This is a genomic window from Janthinobacterium longum, from assembly GCF_051380735.1.
Lineage (GTDB): Bacteria > Pseudomonadota > Gammaproteobacteria > Burkholderiales > Burkholderiaceae_D > Janthinobacterium.
In genome coordinates this window covers 717,567-734,092 of record NZ_JBNYXQ010000001.1, presented here as the reverse complement: position 1 = coordinate 734,092, position 16,526 = coordinate 717,567, and the positions used below count along the sequence as shown (strand labels likewise).

Below are 16,526 nucleotides of genomic sequence, written 5' to 3'. Positions count from 1 at the left end.
TCACGAGGCGGTAATGCTTTCAAAACAACAAGAACAGCAGGTGCAGCAGGGGCAGCGGGCTTTCGATGCGTACTACGATCAACTGGGCACGTCGCTGGTGAGCTTTGTCGAGCGCCTGGGCATCCAGCCCTCGCATGAAGTGCTGACCAATGCGGCCGAATACCTGCCCTATGTCGATGCCGCCATGCGCAACATCGCCATCCGCGACGAGAGCTGGCAATGGGTCAGGACCATGCTCGGCTACTTTATCGGCGAGTATTTCGTGCAGAGCCATGGCGGCTGCTGGTTCCTGGAAACCCAGCCGCAGTCGCCACACTTTTGCCGCACCATGGTGGGCGGCTTTGAAAGCAGCTTGCCGCCAGACGCCGCCATCGAACCCGATGCCCTGGCGCTGGCTTTCCTGGGCCAGGCGCTGCCGCGCGAACTGGCCAGGCTGGTTGCCGATACGGAAACGGGCCTGGCCAGCCAGCACTGATCAGCACTGACTACTTGTTCAGCACCGTGGTGCCCCAGACTTCATCGTAGTCGGCGTTCTGCGCGCGGGTAAAACCCTGGGCATCGCTGCGGCCTTCGTCAACCTGCCGGTTGTCGCGCAAAATCAGGTAATGACGATCGTTCGACGACTGCTTGCCCGGGTAAGTGAGCTGCATGCGGTACACCACCTTGCTTTCTTCGCGAACCGGTGCCGGCTTGACTTGGCCGGCGGCGGCGCGCACGGACTGTAGTTGCAGCAGCGGCGTGCTTTGCTGCGGGCGCGCAGCCATCCACTGCAGGAAGGCGGCGTCTTCCTGGGCCGTGGGGGTAGTCGATTCCGGCCAGACATACAGGAAGGTTACCGGCGTGCCATGCGAGGTGCTGCTGGCTGGCAGGCGCCATTCCGCGATGTGCTTGCTGCCGCCGCCCGGGACGGGCATGGTCAGCAGGCTGACGTTCGCACTGACTGGTTGCGCGACCAGGGTGCTGTCTTTCGTGCCGCCGGCCAGTTCCGCCAGCACCAGCCGCTGGTTGTCCGCCTCGATCTCGTTGAAGGACAGGGAACGCAGATAGCGGGTGCGCAGGCTGAAACGATAGGCACTGCCTTGCAGCATGAACTTGCCCTCCGTGCGCGTGGTTTCATGCCAGCCGGGCAGGGGCGCAAGCTTGACCATGCCATGCATCACGCAAAAGCCATCTTGAGCCTGCCGTGCCCTCGGGAATGCTGTGCTGCTGGTGTCGCTGGACGCCAGTATTTCCCTGGCGCGCTGTTCCGTTACATCCTGCAAACGGCTGACGGCCCGCTTCTGAAAGCGCATCGTGGTGCCGTCGCGGTGGATAAAGCCGGTGACCTGTACCACGTTCGGATCAAGGGGCCGCTGGTCTTCTTCGCGTGCAACGATCAACACGCCGTCGTCGTGCGGCAGTTTTTCGACCGGCTTGACCAGCTCGCGCACGCGCGCGCCCTCGGTGGACGCCTGCGCAGCCAGCACGCGTCGGCGATAGCTGGCTGCGTCTTCGCGCCAGGTATCGATATCGCCCCAGTAAAACTGGTAGGCGCCGCCCAGAAACTGCACGGGTTCCAGCGCGGTAACGGCCAGGCGGCCGATGCAGTAGTCGGCGCTGGCCGAGGCAGGCGCGCTGATTTGCTGGCGCGGCACGGTGCCGCAACCTTGCAGGATGACGGTGACCAGCAATACCAGCAGGAACAGCAGGGTCAGGCGGTTGACGGACAGGTGCACGGTGCTTCCTTCAAAAAAGTTGAAACGCGATTGTAGCCGCGACCGTGCCTGGTCCGCCGTTATTCAGGGCTTGATCAGAACTCTTCCCATTCGCCTTCGCTGCTGCTGCTCTTCGGCTTGTTGCGCTGCGTGGGCAGGCTCAGGGCAGCAGAAGGGGCAGGAGTTTTCCTGACTGGTGCTGCGGGCGCGCTGGCGCGAAGTGGCGCCGCTGCGCCGGCGTCGAGGCGGTTATCGAGACGAAATACGCTGACCACCTTCGCCAGTTCGCTGGCCTGGTCCTGCATCGCTTCGGCGGCGGCCGAGGCTTCTTCGACCAATGCAGCATTTTGCTGGGTGACCTGGTCCATTTCGGAAATCGCCTGGTTCACCTGCTCGATGCCCGCACTTTGCTCTTCGCTGGCGTTGCTGATCTCGCTCATGATCGAGGTGACAAAGCCGATGCTTTGCACGATTTCTTCCATCGTGCGGCCGGCCTTGTCGACCAGGCGCGTACCGGCATCGACCTTTTCGACCGAGTCGTCGATCAGGCCCTTGATTTCCTTGGCGGCCGCGCTGGAGCGCTGCGCCAGGTTGCGCACTTCGGTGGCCACCACGGCAAAGCCGCGGCCCTGTTCGCCGGCCCGCGCCGCTTCGACAGCAGCGTTCAGGGCCAGGATATTGGTCTGGAAGGCAATCCCGTCAATCACGGAAATGATATCAACGATTTTCTTCGACGAGGCATTGATGTCGCCCATGGTGGTGACCACGTCGGCCACCACGGCGCCGCCGCGGCTGGCGATGTCAGCCGCGTCGCCGGCCAGCTTGTTGGCCTGGCGTGCGTTATCGGTGTTTTGCTTGACGGTCGAGGTCAGTTCTTCCATCGACGAGGCGGTTTCTTCCAGTGAACTGGCTTGCTGTTCCGTACGCGACGACAGGTCCTGATTGCCGGCCGCAATTTCGGACGATGCCGTGGCAATGGTATCGGTGCCGCTGCGCACCTGGCCGACGATGGCCACCAGGCTGTCGTTCATGGTTTTCAGGGCATGCATCAGCTGGCCCGTTTCGTCGCGGCTGGCCACCACGATGTTGCTGGTCAGGTCGCCGGCAGCCACGGTTTCGGCTACCTTCACGGCGGCGCGGATCGGCTGCGTGATCGAGCGGCTGATGCGCCAGGCAAAAGCGACGCCGACCACGATGGCCAGCAGGCCCAGTTCGATCAGCAGGGTGCGGGTGCTGGTATAGGACTCCATGATGCTGTCGGCCACGCCATCGGCAGCCGCGATCTGCATCTCGGAAAAGCGTTTCACTTCCGCCAGGTAGGCGGCGGTAATCGGCGAGAGGTCCCTGTAGAACATCTGCTTGGCGCCGTCGAAGTCGCCATCGGCCTTCAACTGGAAAGCGCGGCCGCGGACGGTGACGTACTCCGAGCGGACCTTGCGCACCACCTGAAACTGTTCCTTGACGGCCGGGTTGCGCAGCGAGGCGCCGATCTGTTCCTGCAACTGGCTCGAGCGTTCGGCGTGCACTTTCAGGTCCTGCTCCATCTTGGCGCGCGCGGCCGGATCATTCATTTCAAAAGTGGCGACGCCGCGCACGCTGTTGATCTCGATAATCTTGGCCCATTCGGCCACCATGCGCTGGTTCTTGATGCTGGTGTGGATCAGGCGATAGGTCAGGTCGCTGGCCGTTTGCATGCGCACGATGGCGGTGACGGTCAGGGCGGCCAGCAACAGTAATACAATGGCAAAGCCGACGCCGAGGCGCCCGCCGATATTCAGGTTTTTCATGGTGGTCCTAGCAGGTTGAGTATTCATGATCGCCGCCGTCTGCAAAAGGGAGAACAGGTGCTGCAAGGTGCAGGGGATCGGGGCGTCGTGTGCCGCGTAATTCGTTACGGCAAGCCACATCAAGCGTGGCGATGGAGGTACGGCAAGGGAAGCAGCGATCGGTATTGTCGTCTTCCAACTGACGGCAAGTATAGCATTGATGCAAGGGAATAGTTTTTTTAGGCAATTTAAATATGTTTTTAATATTTGTTTTTTGTGGTTTATTTACCTCAAGTGAGCTGCCTGTAAGTACTGTTACTTACATATCGCTTACCTTGCAGGGGCAAGCGCTGGTATGATTGTCGTGAGAATGGTTCTCATTCAAAAAAACATGACGGGAGTCGTATGCAGTCGCGCAGCAAGCCAGTATTTACACCAGTCACCATCGCCCTCCTGGGCGCCTTCACCACCGGTGCCTTGCCTCAACTGGCAGCCGCCCAGGAAAGCTTGCCGGCCATCACGGTTACGGCCGCCAGGGACAGCAATGGCTATGTGGCGCCCACTTCGGGCAGCGCCACCAAGACGGAAATGGCTTTGCGCGACGTGCCGCAGACCATCAATGTGGTGCCAGCCGCCGTGATCCGCGACCAGCACGCGCTGTCGATCCAGGATGTCATGAAAAATATTCCTGGCGTGGGCTTGTCCACCGGTGACGGCCAGCGTGACCAGGTCTTTATTCGCGGGTTCACGGCCATCGGCGACCAGTTCGTCGATGGTTTCCGCGACGATGCCCTGTATTTCCGCGACCTGTCGAACGTCGAGCGCCTGGAAGTGATCAAGGGGCCGGCCGCCGTGCTGTACGGCCGCGGCTCGTCGGGCGGGCTGGTCAACCGTATTACCAAAAAACCTGGCATTGACATTGCCGATGTGGCGCTCAGCCTGACCAACACGGCGGGTCGCCGTGGCGAAATCGACGTCGGCCGCGCTGGTGAGGAAGTATCGTGGCGCCTGACGGGCGCGCGCGAGTTGTCCGACAGCTACCGCGACCAGCAATTGCTGAACCGTACGGCGCTGGCGCCAGCGGTGGCGATCCGCCTGTCCGGCGATACCCGCTTGCTGCTGCAGGGCGATTACCTGGAAGACCGGCGCTTGACCGATTTCGGCATTCCTTCGTATCAGGGCCGTCCGGTCAACGTGGATCCCGGCACCTACTATGGCGCAGCCAATGCGCGCGATGCGGACTTTTCCCAGTCGCGCGTGGTATCTACCTCCGCCACCCTGACGCACAAGTTCAGCGACACGCTGTCGTTGCGCAATGCCTTCCGATACTACGATTATCACCTTGACCGCAACAACACGAATATCTCGGGCAATGTCAACGAAGTGCGTGGCACCATGAACCTGGGCCATGCCAAGCTCAATCGCGATGAAGACGGCTGGTTCAACCAGACCGAGCTGACACAAAAGCTGGTCACCGGCAATGTCCGCCACGAAGTGCTGTACGGCGCCGAGTTCGGCACCCAGGGCAAGGACGCCAGCAGCTGGGCCGCCACCGTGGTGGCGACCAATGTGTCGATCTTCAATCCCGTGCTGCCGCGCGTGGATCGCACGAAACTGGGCGTGCGCAGCGATACCTTCGGCACCTACGACACGGCCGCCGGCTATGTGCAGGATGCGATCACCTTCAGCGAACAATGGAAGGCGCTGGCAGGCTTGCGTTACGACAGCTACCAACAACAGTCGCGCCTGGTCAACGCGGCGGGGGCCACTACGGCAAACCTGTCGCGTACCGACTCGGCCTGGAGTCCGCGCGCCGGCCTGGTTTGGCAACCTGGCGCCACGCAATCCTACTACGCCTCGTGGAGCCGGTCCTTCCAGCCCAGCGGCGAGAACTTCGCGCTGGCCGCCAACAATGCCGATCTGGCGCCGGAAGCCACGCGCAATACCGAAGTGGGCGCCAAATACGATCTGATGGATGGACGTGCCAGCACCACGGTGTCGCTGTTTCGCCTGGAACGCGACAATATCAAGACCAGCGACCCCATCACCAACCGCATCGTGCCGGTCGGCACCCAGCGCACCGACGGCCTGGAGCTGACTTTCAACGCCGACCTGCGCGGCGGCTGGAGCATGACGGCCGGCTATGCCTGGCTGGACGCCACCATCACCGATTCGATCGCCGTCGACCGCAGTGTCAATGCGCCGGGCACGACCACCGCCAGCTCGGTCGCCGTCAAGGGCAAGCGTGCCACATTGACGTCCCGTAACACGGCCAATCTGTGGCTGACCAAAGACCTTGGCCAGGGCTGGACGGTGGGCGGCGGTGCCAATGCCGTCGGCAGCCGTTATGCCAATCCGGGCAATACGGTGCTGCTGCCGGGCTATGTGACGGCCGACGCCATGGCTGCCTATCGCACCGGCAAGTACGAGGTGCAACTGAACGTCAACAATCTCGGCGACACGCGCTATATCGTGTCAGGCCACGGCAGCAGCCCGAACCTGAGCTTGCCCGGTGCGCCACGCAATGTGGCATTGACCTTGCGCTACAGCCTGTAGTGGTTCATGGGATACTGGCGTTTTGAACGCCAGTCGCTACGCTTGTGGCATGGCCTTTTGCGGAAAGCTCTGCCATGACAAACAACTATCCTGCCCAACACCTCACCCGCTTGCTGGGCGTGGACCTGCCCGTGATCCAGGCGCCGATGGTGGCCGCCGCCATGCATGAGATCGTCATCGCCGTGGCACAGGCCGGCGGCCTCGGTTCGCTCGCTTGCGCCGGACTCGACGCGCAGCAGATCCGCGCTGAAATGCGCGCGATACGCGCCGCGACCGACAGGCCCGTCAACCTGAATTTCTTTTGCCACCAGCCACCCGAAGTGGACGCCATACGCGAAGCGGCCTGGCGCGCGCATCTGGCGCCATATTATGGCGAGCTGGGCATCGATCCGGCGCTGCCGATACCGACCTCGGTACGCCATCCGTTCGGCGGGGAAATGTGCGCGCTGGTCGAAGAGCTGCGCCCCGGCGTGGTCAGTTTTCACTTCGGCCTGCCGGCGCCCGAACTGCTGGCACGCGTGAAAGCGACGGGCGCGATGGTGCTGTCGTCGGCCACCACCGTAGCAGAGGCAATCTGGCTGGAGCAGCATGGCTGCGACGCCATCATCGCGCAAGGCTGGGAGGCGGGCGGCCATCGGGGCATGTTCCTGTCAGACGATATCGATGCGCAAGTTGGTACCTTTGCCCTGGTGCCGCAGATCGTCGATGCCGTCAACCTGCCGGTGATTGCCGCCGGCGGTATTGCCGACGCGCGCGGCGCGCGGGCTGCGCTGGCGCTGGGCGCCGACGCAGTGCAGGCGGGCACCGCTTATCTGTTGTGCCCGGAAGCGCGCACTTCTGCGGTTCACCGTGCGGCACTGGAAGCCACGCGCGACGACGCCACGCGCCTGACCAATGTATTTACCGGGCGCCCGGCACGCGGCATAGCCAACCGGCTGGTGACGCAAGCGGGGCCGATGTCCACCCTGGCACCAGCTTTTCCACTGGCCGGCGGCGCCTCGCTGTTGCTCAAGCAGAAAGCCGAAGCGCAGGGCAGTGGCGACTTCAGCCTGCTGTGGTCTGGGCAGGCAGCGCGGCTGGCCCACAGCCTGCCGGCGGCGCAATTGACGCGTCTGCTGGGAGCGGCAGCAAGCGATGCCGCATCGTGCTGAGTATTGTTTTTTAGTAACTTTTGTTGTCACGCTCTGCCTCGCTTTTGATTGAGGCGTAAAATACGGCGATATGGCGCCATTGCGGCGCTGTATTATTTTACGATTACTTTATTTACTCACCTCATAGAGGCCTGATATGGTTCAGATGTCAAGGCGCCAGTTCCTCCGGGTAACTGGCGCGACCATTGCCGGCTCCAGCCTCGCCATGCTCGGTTTTGCACCGGGCCAGGCGCTGGCGGAAGTGCGGCAATACAAGCTGTCCCGGACCACCGAGACACGCAATACCTGTCCTTACTGTTCGGTAGGATGCGGCATCCTGTTGTATGGCCTGGGCGATGGCGCGAAAAATGCCGTCTCCAGCATTATCCACGTGGAAGGCGATGCTGATCACCCCGTCAATCGCGGCACCTTGTGCCCGAAAGGCGCCAGCCTGATCGACTTCATTCACAGCCCAAACCGCTTGAAAGTGCCAGAGTACCGCGCACCGGGTGGTACCGAATGGCAGCCGATTTCCTGGGATGTGGCGCTCGACAAGATCGCGCGCCTGATGAAGGATGACCGCGACGCCAACCTGATCGAAAAGAATGCCGACGGCAAGACCGTCAACCGCTGGCTCTCCACCGGCATGCTGGCCGCGTCCGCCGGCAGCAATGAAGTAGGCTACCTGACCCACAAGACAGTGCGCAGCATGGGTATGCTGACCTTTGATAATCAGGCGCGTGTATGACACGGACCGACGGTGGCAGGTCTTGCCCCGACGTTTGGCCGTGGCGCGATGACGAATCATTGGGTCGATATCAAGAATGCCGATGTGATCCTGGTCATGGGCGGCAATGCAGCAGAAGCACATCCTTGCGGTTTCAAATGGGTAACGGAAGCGAAGGCGCATAACAAGGCCAAGCTGATCGTTGTCGATCCGCGTTTTACCCGTACCGCCTCCGTGGCAGATTACTACTGCGCCACGCGTACCGGCACGGACATCGTCTTCCTCGGCGCGATCATCAATTATCTGCTGACGAACGACAAGATCCAGCATGAGTACGTGCGCAACTACACGGACATGCCGTTTATCGTGCGCGAAGACTATGCCTTTGAAGATGGCCTTTTCTCGGGCTTCGACAAGGAAAAAGGCAAGTATACCGACAAGGCTACCTGGGACTACGAGATCGGCGAAGACGGTTACGCCAAGGTCGACCCGACCCTGGAACACCCGCGCTGTGTCTACCAGATGATGAAGAAGCACTACGCGCGCTACACGACCGAGATGGTCGAGCGCACGTGTGGCGTGTCGGCCGACAAGTTCCACAAGGTAGCGGAAGCACTGGCTTCGACCGCCGTGCCGGGACGCGCCGGTACCATCCTGTACGCGCTGGGCTGGACCCACCATTCGACCGGTGCGCAAACCATCCGCACCGGCGCCATGGTGCAGCTGTTGCTGGGCAATATGGGCATCGCCGGCGGCGGCATGAACGCCTTGCGCGGCCACTCGAACATCCAGGGCCTGACCGACCTGGGCCTAATGTCGAACTTGCTGCCCGGTTACATGACCTTGCCGAACGAGGGCGAGCAGGACTTCGACGGCTATATCGCCGCGCGCGCCACCAAGCCGCTGCGTCCTAACCAGCTCAGCTACTGGAGCAATTACCGCAAATTCCACGTCAGCTTCATGAAGACGTGGTGGGGTGACTTTGCCACGGCCGAGAACAACTACGCCTACGACTACCTGCCCAAGCTGGACAAGCCGTATGACCTGATGCAGGCCATCGAGAACATGCACCAGGGCAAGATGACCGGCTATATCTGCCAGGGCTTCAATGTGCTGGCGTCCGCGCCGAACAAGCAGAAGGTCACCGAAGCGCTGTCGAAACTGAAGTTTCTCGTCATTATGGATCCGCTGGCGGTGGAAACCGGTGAATTCTGGAAGCCGCACGGCCAGTATCACGAAGTCGATCCGAGCAAGATCATGACCGAAGTGTTCCGCTTGCCGACCAGCTGTTTTGCCGAAGAGCGCGGTTCGCTGGTCAGCTCCTCGCGCGTGCTGCAGTGGCACTGGCAGGCGGCTGAGCCACCGGGCCAGGCGCGCAGCGACCTTGAGATCATGTCGGGCCTGTTCCTGCGCATGCGCAAGATGTACCAGACCGAAGGCGGCAAGTTCCCGGATCCGATCGTCAACCTGACGTGGAATTATGCCCAGCCGCATAACCCGCAGCCGGAAGAGATCGCGCGCGAATTCAACGGCAAGGCTCTGGCCGACCTGTACGATCCCAAGGACGCCACGAAATTGCTGGTGAAGAAGGGCGAGCAGCTGGCCTCGTTTGCGCAGCTGCGCGACGACGGCACGACCACCAGCGGTTGCTGGATTTTTGCCGGCAGCTGGACCCAGGCGGGCAACCAGATGGGAAGGCGCGACAACAGCGACCCGACCGGCATCGGCCAGACGCTTGGCTGGGCCTGGGCGTGGCCGGCCAACCGCCGCGTGCTGTACAACCGCGCTTCGTGCGACCTGAAGGGCAAGGCATTCGACCCGACCCGCAAGTTGATCGAATGGAACGGCACCAACTGGACCGGCGCCGACATTCCCGACTTCAAGGTCGACGAACCGCCGGAAAACGGCATGGGTCCGTTCATCATGCTGGGCGAGGGCGTGGCGCGATTCTTTGCGCGCGGCGCGATGGCCGAAGGGCCGTTCCCCGAACATTACGAGCCGTTTGAAAATCCGCTCGGCTACAACCCGATGCATCCGAAAAACCCGCAGGCGACCAGCAATCCGGCCGCGCGCGTGTTCGCCGATGACCGGAAAATGTTCGGCACGCATGAGGAGTATCCGCATGTGGCGACGAGCTACCGCCTGACCGAGCACTTCCATTACTGGACCAAGCATGCACGCCTGAACGCCATTATCCAGCCGCAGCAATTCGTTGAAATCGGCGAAGAGCTGGCGAAAAGCATCGGCGTCGTCGCCGGTGGCGAGGTGCGCGTCAGTTCCAAGCGCGGCCATATCATCGCCAAGGCCGTCGTCACCAAGCGCATCAAGGCCTTGATGATTGAGGGCAAGCCGGTGCACACGGTTGGCCTGCCGTTGCACTGGGGCTTCACGGGCGTGGCCAAGCCTGGGTATCTGATCAATACCCTGACACCGGGCGTGGGGGATGCGAATTCGCAAACGCCGGAATTCAAGTCCTTCCTGGTGAAGGTGGAAAAAGCATGATGGGAGCTCAATAATGGCACTGCAATCTTTAGATATCCGGCGCCTGTCCGCCACCACCGTGACCCCGCCGCAAGCGAGGACGCCGGTGACCGGCACGGTGGCCAAGCTGATCGATGTGTCGAAATGCATCGGCTGCAAGGCCTGCCAGACGGCATGCATGGAATGGAACGACTTGCGCGATGAAGTCGGCGAAAACCATGGCACCTACGACAATCCGACCGACCTGACGCCGCAATCGTGGACGGTGATGCGTTTTGCCGAACACGAAAGCAACGACGGCAACCTGGAATGGCTGATCCGCAAGGACGGCTGCATGCACTGCGAAGACCCGGGCTGCCTGAAAGCCTGTCCGGCGCCGGGCGCCATCGTGCAGTACACCAACGGCATTGTGGATTTCCACCAGGAAAACTGCATCGGCTGCGGCTACTGCGTGGCCGGCTGTCCGTTCGACGTGCCCCGCATTTCGAAAAAGGACGACCGCGCCTACAAGTGCACGCTCTGTTCGGACCGCGTGGCGGTCGGCCAGGAACCGGCCTGCGTGAAAACCTGCCCGACCGGTGCCATCGTGTTCGGCACCAAGGAAGACATGAAAGTGCATGCGGAAGAGCGCATCGTCGACCTGAAGTCGCGCGGCTTTGAAAACGCCGGCCTGTACGACCCGCTGGGCGTGGGCGGTACGCACGTGATGTACGTGCTGCACCATGCCGACAAGCCACGGCTGTATTCCAACCTGCCGGACAGGCCACGCATCAGCCCGATGGTGGGATTCTGGAAGGGCTGGTCCAAGCCGCTGGCCGTGGCCGGCATGGCCGCGACGGCGCTGGCCGGCTTCTTCCACTACACGCGTGTCGGTCCGAACGAGGTAAGCAGGGAAGAAGAGCACGAAGCCCTGGAAGAGGCCAAACGCATCCGGGAGGAACAACATGAGCCACGTTGAGCATCATGATGACAAGCTGCGCGACAAGGACGGCAATTCGCTGATACAGCGCTACAACCCCAATGAGCGCAGCAATCACTGGATCACCGCCATCACCTTCGTGATGCTGGCCTTGTCGGGCCTGGCCATGTTCCATCCGTCGATGGCGTGGCTGGCGCTGCTGTTCGGCGGCGGCCAATGGACGCGCATTTTGCATCCATTTGCCGGGCTGGTAATGTTTGTCTCGTTCGCGATTCTGGTGGTGCGCTTCTGGCACCACAACCAGTTCGAAGACGGCGACAAGCAGTGGCTCAGGCAGATCGATGACGTGCTTGCCAACCGCGAAGAAAAGCTGCCGAAGATCGGCAAATACAATGCCGGCCAGAAGATCCTGTTCTTCGTGCTGCTGTTCTGCATGTGCGGCCTGCTGCTGTCGGGCATCGTGATCTGGCGCGCATATTTTGCGTTCTACTTCCCGATTCCCGTGATCCGCGCCGCCGTGCTGCTGCACTCGATCTGCGCCTTCGGCATTATCTGTTCGATCATCGTGCATATCTATGCCGCTCTGTGGGTCAAGGGTTCGATCGGCGCCATGGTGCGCGGCACCGTCACCTATGGCTGGGCGCGCAAGCACCATCCGAAGTGGTTCGAGGCGGTGATACGCAATAGCAAGCGCTAAGGGTTTTTGCCTGCATTCACCACAAGTGCAAGAGCTGGGGTCAGACCCGTCGGGTCTGACCCCGGTTTTCCTTTGTGGCTTGCGGTACGTCATATCGACTAGAATACTTTTTAAGCACCGTTTTTTGATGGGAACTCCATTGGTACAACGCATACTCCAGCCAGGCGAAATCGAAGGCCTGGACCACAACGCGATTCCGCGCCTGCTGCTGCCGCAGCCAAACAGTCTGTTTACGGCACGGGCGCAGCGCTTGCGCGAACTGGCACAGGGCAATATCAAGGGCATTCCGGTCGACGCCGGCATGCAGGGTTATCTGGTGCTGATGGCCGCGCTGGCCGATGCGCAGGCGGCGGTGGTGTCGGAACTGGCACCCGACGCCGTGCCGGTGGCCGACGCCGATGCGCTGCGCCGCGCGGTCCAGCACCGCATGCCGGTGCTGCCTGTCAGCGGCGCGCGTCCGCCGGTCTGGCGCGACATCTTCCGTGACTTGCTGGGCGAACTGGCCGCCACTGCCGCAGCCCAGCCTGCGCTGTCCGTTGGCCTCACGCAAGTGCTGGCGCAGCTGCGCGCGCTCGACGACGCGGCGCTCGATACCTGCGCCGATGCCGTGCTCGATGAGAACGGCGACCACCTGAACCCGATGCACGCGCCGTTTGTTGCCGCCGCGCTGCAGATCCTGTGGTCCAGCGCGGCCAGCCAGCTGCGCGCCGCACGCGTACCCGACCTGGAGACAGGCGCGCTGTGCCCGGTCTGCGGTTCGCACCCGGTTGCCAGCGTGATACGCATCGGCGGTGGCTCGCAGGGTTACCGCTATCTGCACTGCGGCATCTGCGAAAGCGAATGGCATATGGTGCGCGTCAAATGCTCGACCTGCGAACAGAACGGCAAGATCGCCTACCAAGGACTGGACGCCAGCGATGCGGCGCCGTTCGACCCCGTCGCTGCCAAGGACGACAAGCTGGCCAACAAGGCCAACGACCCGAAAAAAGTGGCGCGCGCGGAAACCTGCGACGACTGCCATACCTACCGCAAGGTCTTCAACCAGGAGCACGATTACAACGTCGAACCGCTGGCCGACGACCTGGCCAGCCTGATGCTTGATCTGCTGGTCGGCGAAGCGGGCTACCAGCGCGCCAGCGGCAATCCTCTGCTGTGGCTGGGCAAGAGTGACAGTGGCGAGGGCCAGAGCGCATGACCACCAGGCAAACCGTGCGCCTGCCGTCGGTAGACCGCATCCTGGGCGACGCGGCTTGCCTGGAATTGATCGCGCAATACGGCCGCGTGCAGACCCTGGCCTGTGCGCGCACCGTGCTGGCCGAACTGCGCACGGCCATGCTGGCCGGCGCAGTTTGTGAGGAGGGCGCTTCAATCGCCGCCATCGCCGCGCAAATGGCCGAACGGCTGCAAGCGCAATCACGCTCGCAGCTGCGCGCCGTGTTCAACCTGACCGGCACCGTGCTGCATACCAACCTGGGCCGCGCATTGCTGCCCGATAGTGCGGTGCAGGCCGTGGTGGAAGCGCTGCAGTGGCCGATGAACCTGGAGTTTGATCTCGATACCGGCAAGCGCGGCGACCGCGACGACCTGGTCGAGGAACTGCTGCGCGAACTGACGGGCGCCGAAGCGGCCACCATCGTCAACAACAACGCGGCCGCCGTGCTGCTGATGTTAAATACCCTGGCGCAGGGAAAAGAGGTGATCGTCTCGCGTGGCGAGCTGGTGGAAATCGGCGGCGCCTTCCGTATTCCCGACGTGATGACGCGCGCCGGCGCCGTGCTGCGTGAAGTGGGCAGCACCAACCGTACCCACGCGCACGACTACGCCAACGGCGTCAATGAAGATACAGCGCTGTTGATGAAGGTCCATTGCAGCAATTACGCAATTACCGGTTTTACCAAAAGCGTGGAACTCGATGAACTGGTGCCGCTGGCGCAAAAACATAATCTGCCGACCGCCGTCGACCTGGGCAGCGGCACGCTGGTCGACCTGGCGCAATATGGCTTGCCGCATGAAACCACGGTACGCGAAACCATCGCAGCCGGGGCCGACCTGGTGACTTTCAGCGGCGACAAATTGCTTGGTGGCCCGCAATGCGGTGTGATCGTCGGCCGCGCCGACCTGATTGCCAAAATCAAGCGCAATCCATTGAAACGCGCGCTGAGGGTCGGCAAACTGACCCTGGCTGCCCTGGCGCCGGTGCTGCAGCTGTACCGCGCGCCGGACCTGCTGACAGAACGGCTGACCACCTTGCGCCTGCTGACGCGGCCCGCATCGGCCATGCGCGCACAGGCGGAAACCCTGCTGCCGCAGTTGCAAGCAGTGCTGGGTCCTGCCTACGTGGTTGTTGCAGAAGCGATGAAAAGCCAGATCGGCAGCGGCGCCTTGCCGGTTGACCAGTTGCCCAGCTTTGGCTTGGGCGTCCGCAGCGCAGCCGGTTCGCGCCTGAGCAATCCGCTGGGCACGCTGGAGCAGCGCCTGCGCGGCTTGCCTTGCCCCGTTATCGGGCGCATCGCACAAGACACCTTATGGCTGGACCTGCGCTGCCTGGAAGCGCAGCATCAGCCGGCTTTTATCGCACAACTGGAAGAACTGAACGCATGATCGTCGGCACCGCAGGCCATATCGACCATGGCAAGACCACATTGACGCGCGCACTGACGGGCGTGCATACCGACCGTCTGAAGGAAGAGCAGGCACGCGGCATTTCAATTGAACTGGGCTACGCCTATCTGCCGCTGGCAGATGGCACGGTGCTGGGCGTGATCGACGTGCCCGGCCACGAAAAATTTATCCGCACCATGGCCTCGGGTGTGACCGGCATCGATTTCGCCTTGCTGGTGGTGGCGGCCGACGATGGCGTGATGCCGCAGACGCGCGAGCATCTGGCGATTTTGCAGCTGCTGGGAGTGGCGCGCGGCGCCGTGGCCCTGACCAAGATCGACCGCGCAGATACAGCGCAGGTCGCGCAGGTGGAACTTGAGATCGCAGCGCTGCTGGCCGCTACGCCACTGGCCGGCAGTCCCGTCTTCACGACCAATGCCAGCGTTGACAACGATCCTGGCGTGGCGGCCTTGCTGGCGCACCTGACGCAGGTCTCGCGCAGCCTGCCGCAGCGTGATGAGCGGCGCTTGTTCCGCCTGGGCGTGGACCGCATATTTACCTTGTCAGGGCAGGGCACCATCGTCACCGGCACGGCGCTGGCGGGCATGGCGAAAGTCGGCGACAGCCTGCAACTGGCGCCAGGCGGCATCGAGACGCGCGTGCGCAGCATCCATGCGCAGAACCGCGCAGCCGATACCGGCATGGCGGGCCAGCGTCTGGCACTGAACCTGGCGGGCATCGGCCGCGACGCCATCGAGCGCGGCAACTGGATCGTCGCTCCCGAACTGGCCCAGTGTTCCGAGCGCATCGACGTCGAACTGACCCTGCTGCCCGACAGCGGCCTGCAGCTGAAAGCCTGGTCGCCATTGCATGTGCACCTGGGCGCGGCGCACCAGCTGGCGCGCGCCGTGGTCATCGATGGCGATAGCTTGTCGCCGGGCGAGAGCGCCCGCGTGCAACTGGTGTTCGACGCCCCCATGCATGCGGTGCCGGGCGACCGTTTTGTGGTGCGCAATGCGCAAGCGACGCAGACGGTGGGCGGTGGCATGGTGCTCGACCCGTTCGGCCCCGCGCGCAAGCGGCGCAGCCCGGCCCGCCTAGCCTGGCTCGACGCCCTGGCCAGCTTTGTCGCGCACGGCGATTATGCGGCGCTGCTGGCGCAAAGTCCGCTGGGCTTGCGGATATCCTTGCTGGTGCGGCTCTCCTTGTTGCCGGCCGCCGTGATCTCCCTGCCGGACGACACGCGCCGCATCGCCCTGCGCGGCGGCGACGCCTTGCTGCTGGCGCCAGCGGTGCTGGTGGCGCTTGAACAGCGCGTGCTGGCAGCGCTGGCGCTGTTTCATGCGCGCGCCCCCGACGAAGCGGGGCCGGAATTGTGGCGTTTGAAACGCATCGTCGACGCCGAGATGGAAGACGCGCTGTGGAGTTTTCTGGTCGATGGTTTGCTGGCCTGCGGTGCGGTCATGGCGCGTGGCGCCAGCCTGCACCTGCCCGGCCATAGCGTGGAGCTGACACCGGAAGAACAATCGGTGGCCGAACCGATGCTGGCAGCGCTGGAACAGGGCCGTTTCGAGCCGCCATGGACCCGCGACCTGTCGCGTGCATTCGGTGTCGGCGAAGAGGAAACCCGCCGCCTGCTGCGCAAACTGGCCAAGGCCGGCCAGATCAACCAGGTGGTGCACGACCTGTTCTACCACCCGGCCGCGCTGGCCGAGCTGGCGCTGCTGGTGCGCAAGCTGGCCGAAAAAGCGGAAGCAGAAGCTGTCTTGCCGCAGGGCTCAGGCGCCGTGGGTGCCGCCACCTTCCGCGACGCGAGCGGCCTGGGCCGCAAACGGGCGATCCAGATTCTGGAGTATTTCGACCGGGTCGGTTATACTCGCCGTGTTGGCAATGGGCATCTTTTACGCCCGAACGCGCAGTGGTCATTCACACCCGCCACCGCCAACAGCTAGTTC

11 protein-coding genes are annotated in these 16,526 nt (G+C 62.8%); 9 read left to right on the top strand and 2 right to left on the bottom strand.

The genetic code is table 11. From position 1 onward, the window contains the following. Positions 1-13 precede the first annotated feature (13 nt). Entirely contained in the window at positions 14-475 is a 462-nt protein-coding gene (locus tag ACQ4WM_RS03285; protein ID WP_436545281.1) for a hypothetical protein, read from the top strand. Between the two features lie 10 nt (positions 476-485). Here ACQ4WM_RS03285 and ACQ4WM_RS03280 read toward each other — a convergent pair whose 3' ends face one another. Continuing rightward, on the bottom strand, positions 486-1,715 hold the full coding sequence (locus ACQ4WM_RS03280) for a hypothetical protein (protein WP_436545280.1): 1,230 nt from the start codon (positions 1,713-1,715) through the stop codon (positions 486-488). Between the two features lie 74 nt (positions 1,716-1,789). Beyond that, a complete protein-coding gene (locus ACQ4WM_RS03275; RefSeq protein ID WP_436545279.1) occupies positions 1,790-3,481 on the bottom strand; it encodes a methyl-accepting chemotaxis protein in 1,692 nt (563 codons plus the stop codon). Positions 3,482-3,865: 384 nt separating this feature from the next. On the opposite strand from ACQ4WM_RS03275, the gene ACQ4WM_RS03270 reads away from it, so the two are divergent. The 8 genes from ACQ4WM_RS03270 to selB all read left to right on the top strand — a co-directional run bounded on the left by ACQ4WM_RS03270 (position 3,866) and on the right by selB (position 16,523). Beyond that, on the top strand, positions 3,866-6,016 hold the full coding sequence (locus ACQ4WM_RS03270) for a TonB-dependent receptor (protein WP_436545278.1): 2,151 nt from the start codon (positions 3,866-3,868) through the stop codon (positions 6,014-6,016). A gap of 74 nt (positions 6,017-6,090) precedes the next feature. Further along, a complete protein-coding gene (locus ACQ4WM_RS03265) occupies positions 6,091-7,167 on the top strand; it encodes an NAD(P)H-dependent flavin oxidoreductase (protein ID WP_436545277.1) in 1,077 nt (358 codons plus the stop codon). Positions 7,168-7,303: 136 nt separating this feature from the next. Continuing rightward, positions 7,304-10,375, top strand: coding sequence for a formate dehydrogenase-N subunit alpha (gene fdnG, locus ACQ4WM_RS03260; protein ID WP_436545276.1), 3,072 nt, complete (start codon positions 7,304-7,306; stop codon positions 10,373-10,375). A 13-nt stretch (positions 10,376-10,388) separates the two neighbouring features. Then, complete coding sequence (gene fdxH, locus ACQ4WM_RS03255) at positions 10,389-11,312, top strand: formate dehydrogenase subunit beta (protein ID WP_436545275.1); 924 nt, start codon at positions 10,389-10,391, stop codon at positions 11,310-11,312. Further along, complete coding sequence (locus ACQ4WM_RS03250; RefSeq protein WP_436545274.1) at positions 11,299-11,970, top strand: formate dehydrogenase subunit gamma; 672 nt, start codon at positions 11,299-11,301, stop codon at positions 11,968-11,970. The genes fdxH and ACQ4WM_RS03250 overlap by 14 nt, the downstream gene beginning before the upstream one ends. A gap of 127 nt (positions 11,971-12,097) precedes the next feature. After that, positions 12,098-13,165, top strand: a complete 1,068-nt coding sequence (fdhE, locus tag ACQ4WM_RS03245) for a formate dehydrogenase accessory protein FdhE (RefSeq protein ID WP_436545273.1) — start codon at positions 12,098-12,100, stop codon at positions 13,163-13,165. Next, positions 13,162-14,571 carry an L-seryl-tRNA(Sec) selenium transferase gene (selA, locus tag ACQ4WM_RS03240; protein WP_436545272.1) on the top strand — a complete coding sequence of 470 codons (1,410 nt, stop codon included), beginning with the start codon at positions 13,162-13,164 and terminating at the stop codon, positions 14,569-14,571. Before fdhE ends, selA begins: the two co-directional genes overlap by 4 nt. Next, positions 14,568-16,523: a selenocysteine-specific translation elongation factor gene (gene selB, locus ACQ4WM_RS03235; protein WP_436545271.1), complete on the top strand. Its 1,956-nt coding sequence runs from the start codon at positions 14,568-14,570 to the stop codon at positions 16,521-16,523. Before selA ends, selB begins: the two co-directional genes overlap by 4 nt. The last annotated feature ends 3 nt before the right edge of the window (positions 16,524-16,526 follow it).

Bases quoted from the DNA above. Each gene is read 5' to 3' on its own strand.
- ACQ4WM_RS03285 (WP_436545281.1), top strand. From the start codon at position 14: ATGCTTTCAAAACAACAAGAACAGCAGGTGCAGCAGGGGCAGCGGGCT.
- ACQ4WM_RS03275 (WP_436545279.1), bottom strand. From the start codon at position 3,481: ATGAAAAACCTGAATATCGGCGGGCGCCTCGGCGTCGGCTTTGCCATT.
- ACQ4WM_RS03270 (WP_436545278.1), top strand. From the start codon at position 3,866: ATGCAGTCGCGCAGCAAGCCAGTATTTACACCAGTCACCATCGCCCTC.
- ACQ4WM_RS03265 (WP_436545277.1), top strand. From the start codon at position 6,091: ATGACAAACAACTATCCTGCCCAACACCTCACCCGCTTGCTGGGCGTG.
- fdxH (WP_436545275.1), top strand. From the start codon at position 10,389: ATGGCACTGCAATCTTTAGATATCCGGCGCCTGTCCGCCACCACCGTG.
- ACQ4WM_RS03250 (WP_436545274.1), top strand. From the start codon at position 11,299: ATGAGCCACGTTGAGCATCATGATGACAAGCTGCGCGACAAGGACGGC.
- fdhE (WP_436545273.1), top strand. From the start codon at position 12,098: ATGGGAACTCCATTGGTACAACGCATACTCCAGCCAGGCGAAATCGAA.
- selA (WP_436545272.1), top strand. From the start codon at position 13,162: ATGACCACCAGGCAAACCGTGCGCCTGCCGTCGGTAGACCGCATCCTG.
- selB (WP_436545271.1), top strand. From the start codon at position 14,568: ATGATCGTCGGCACCGCAGGCCATATCGACCATGGCAAGACCACATTG.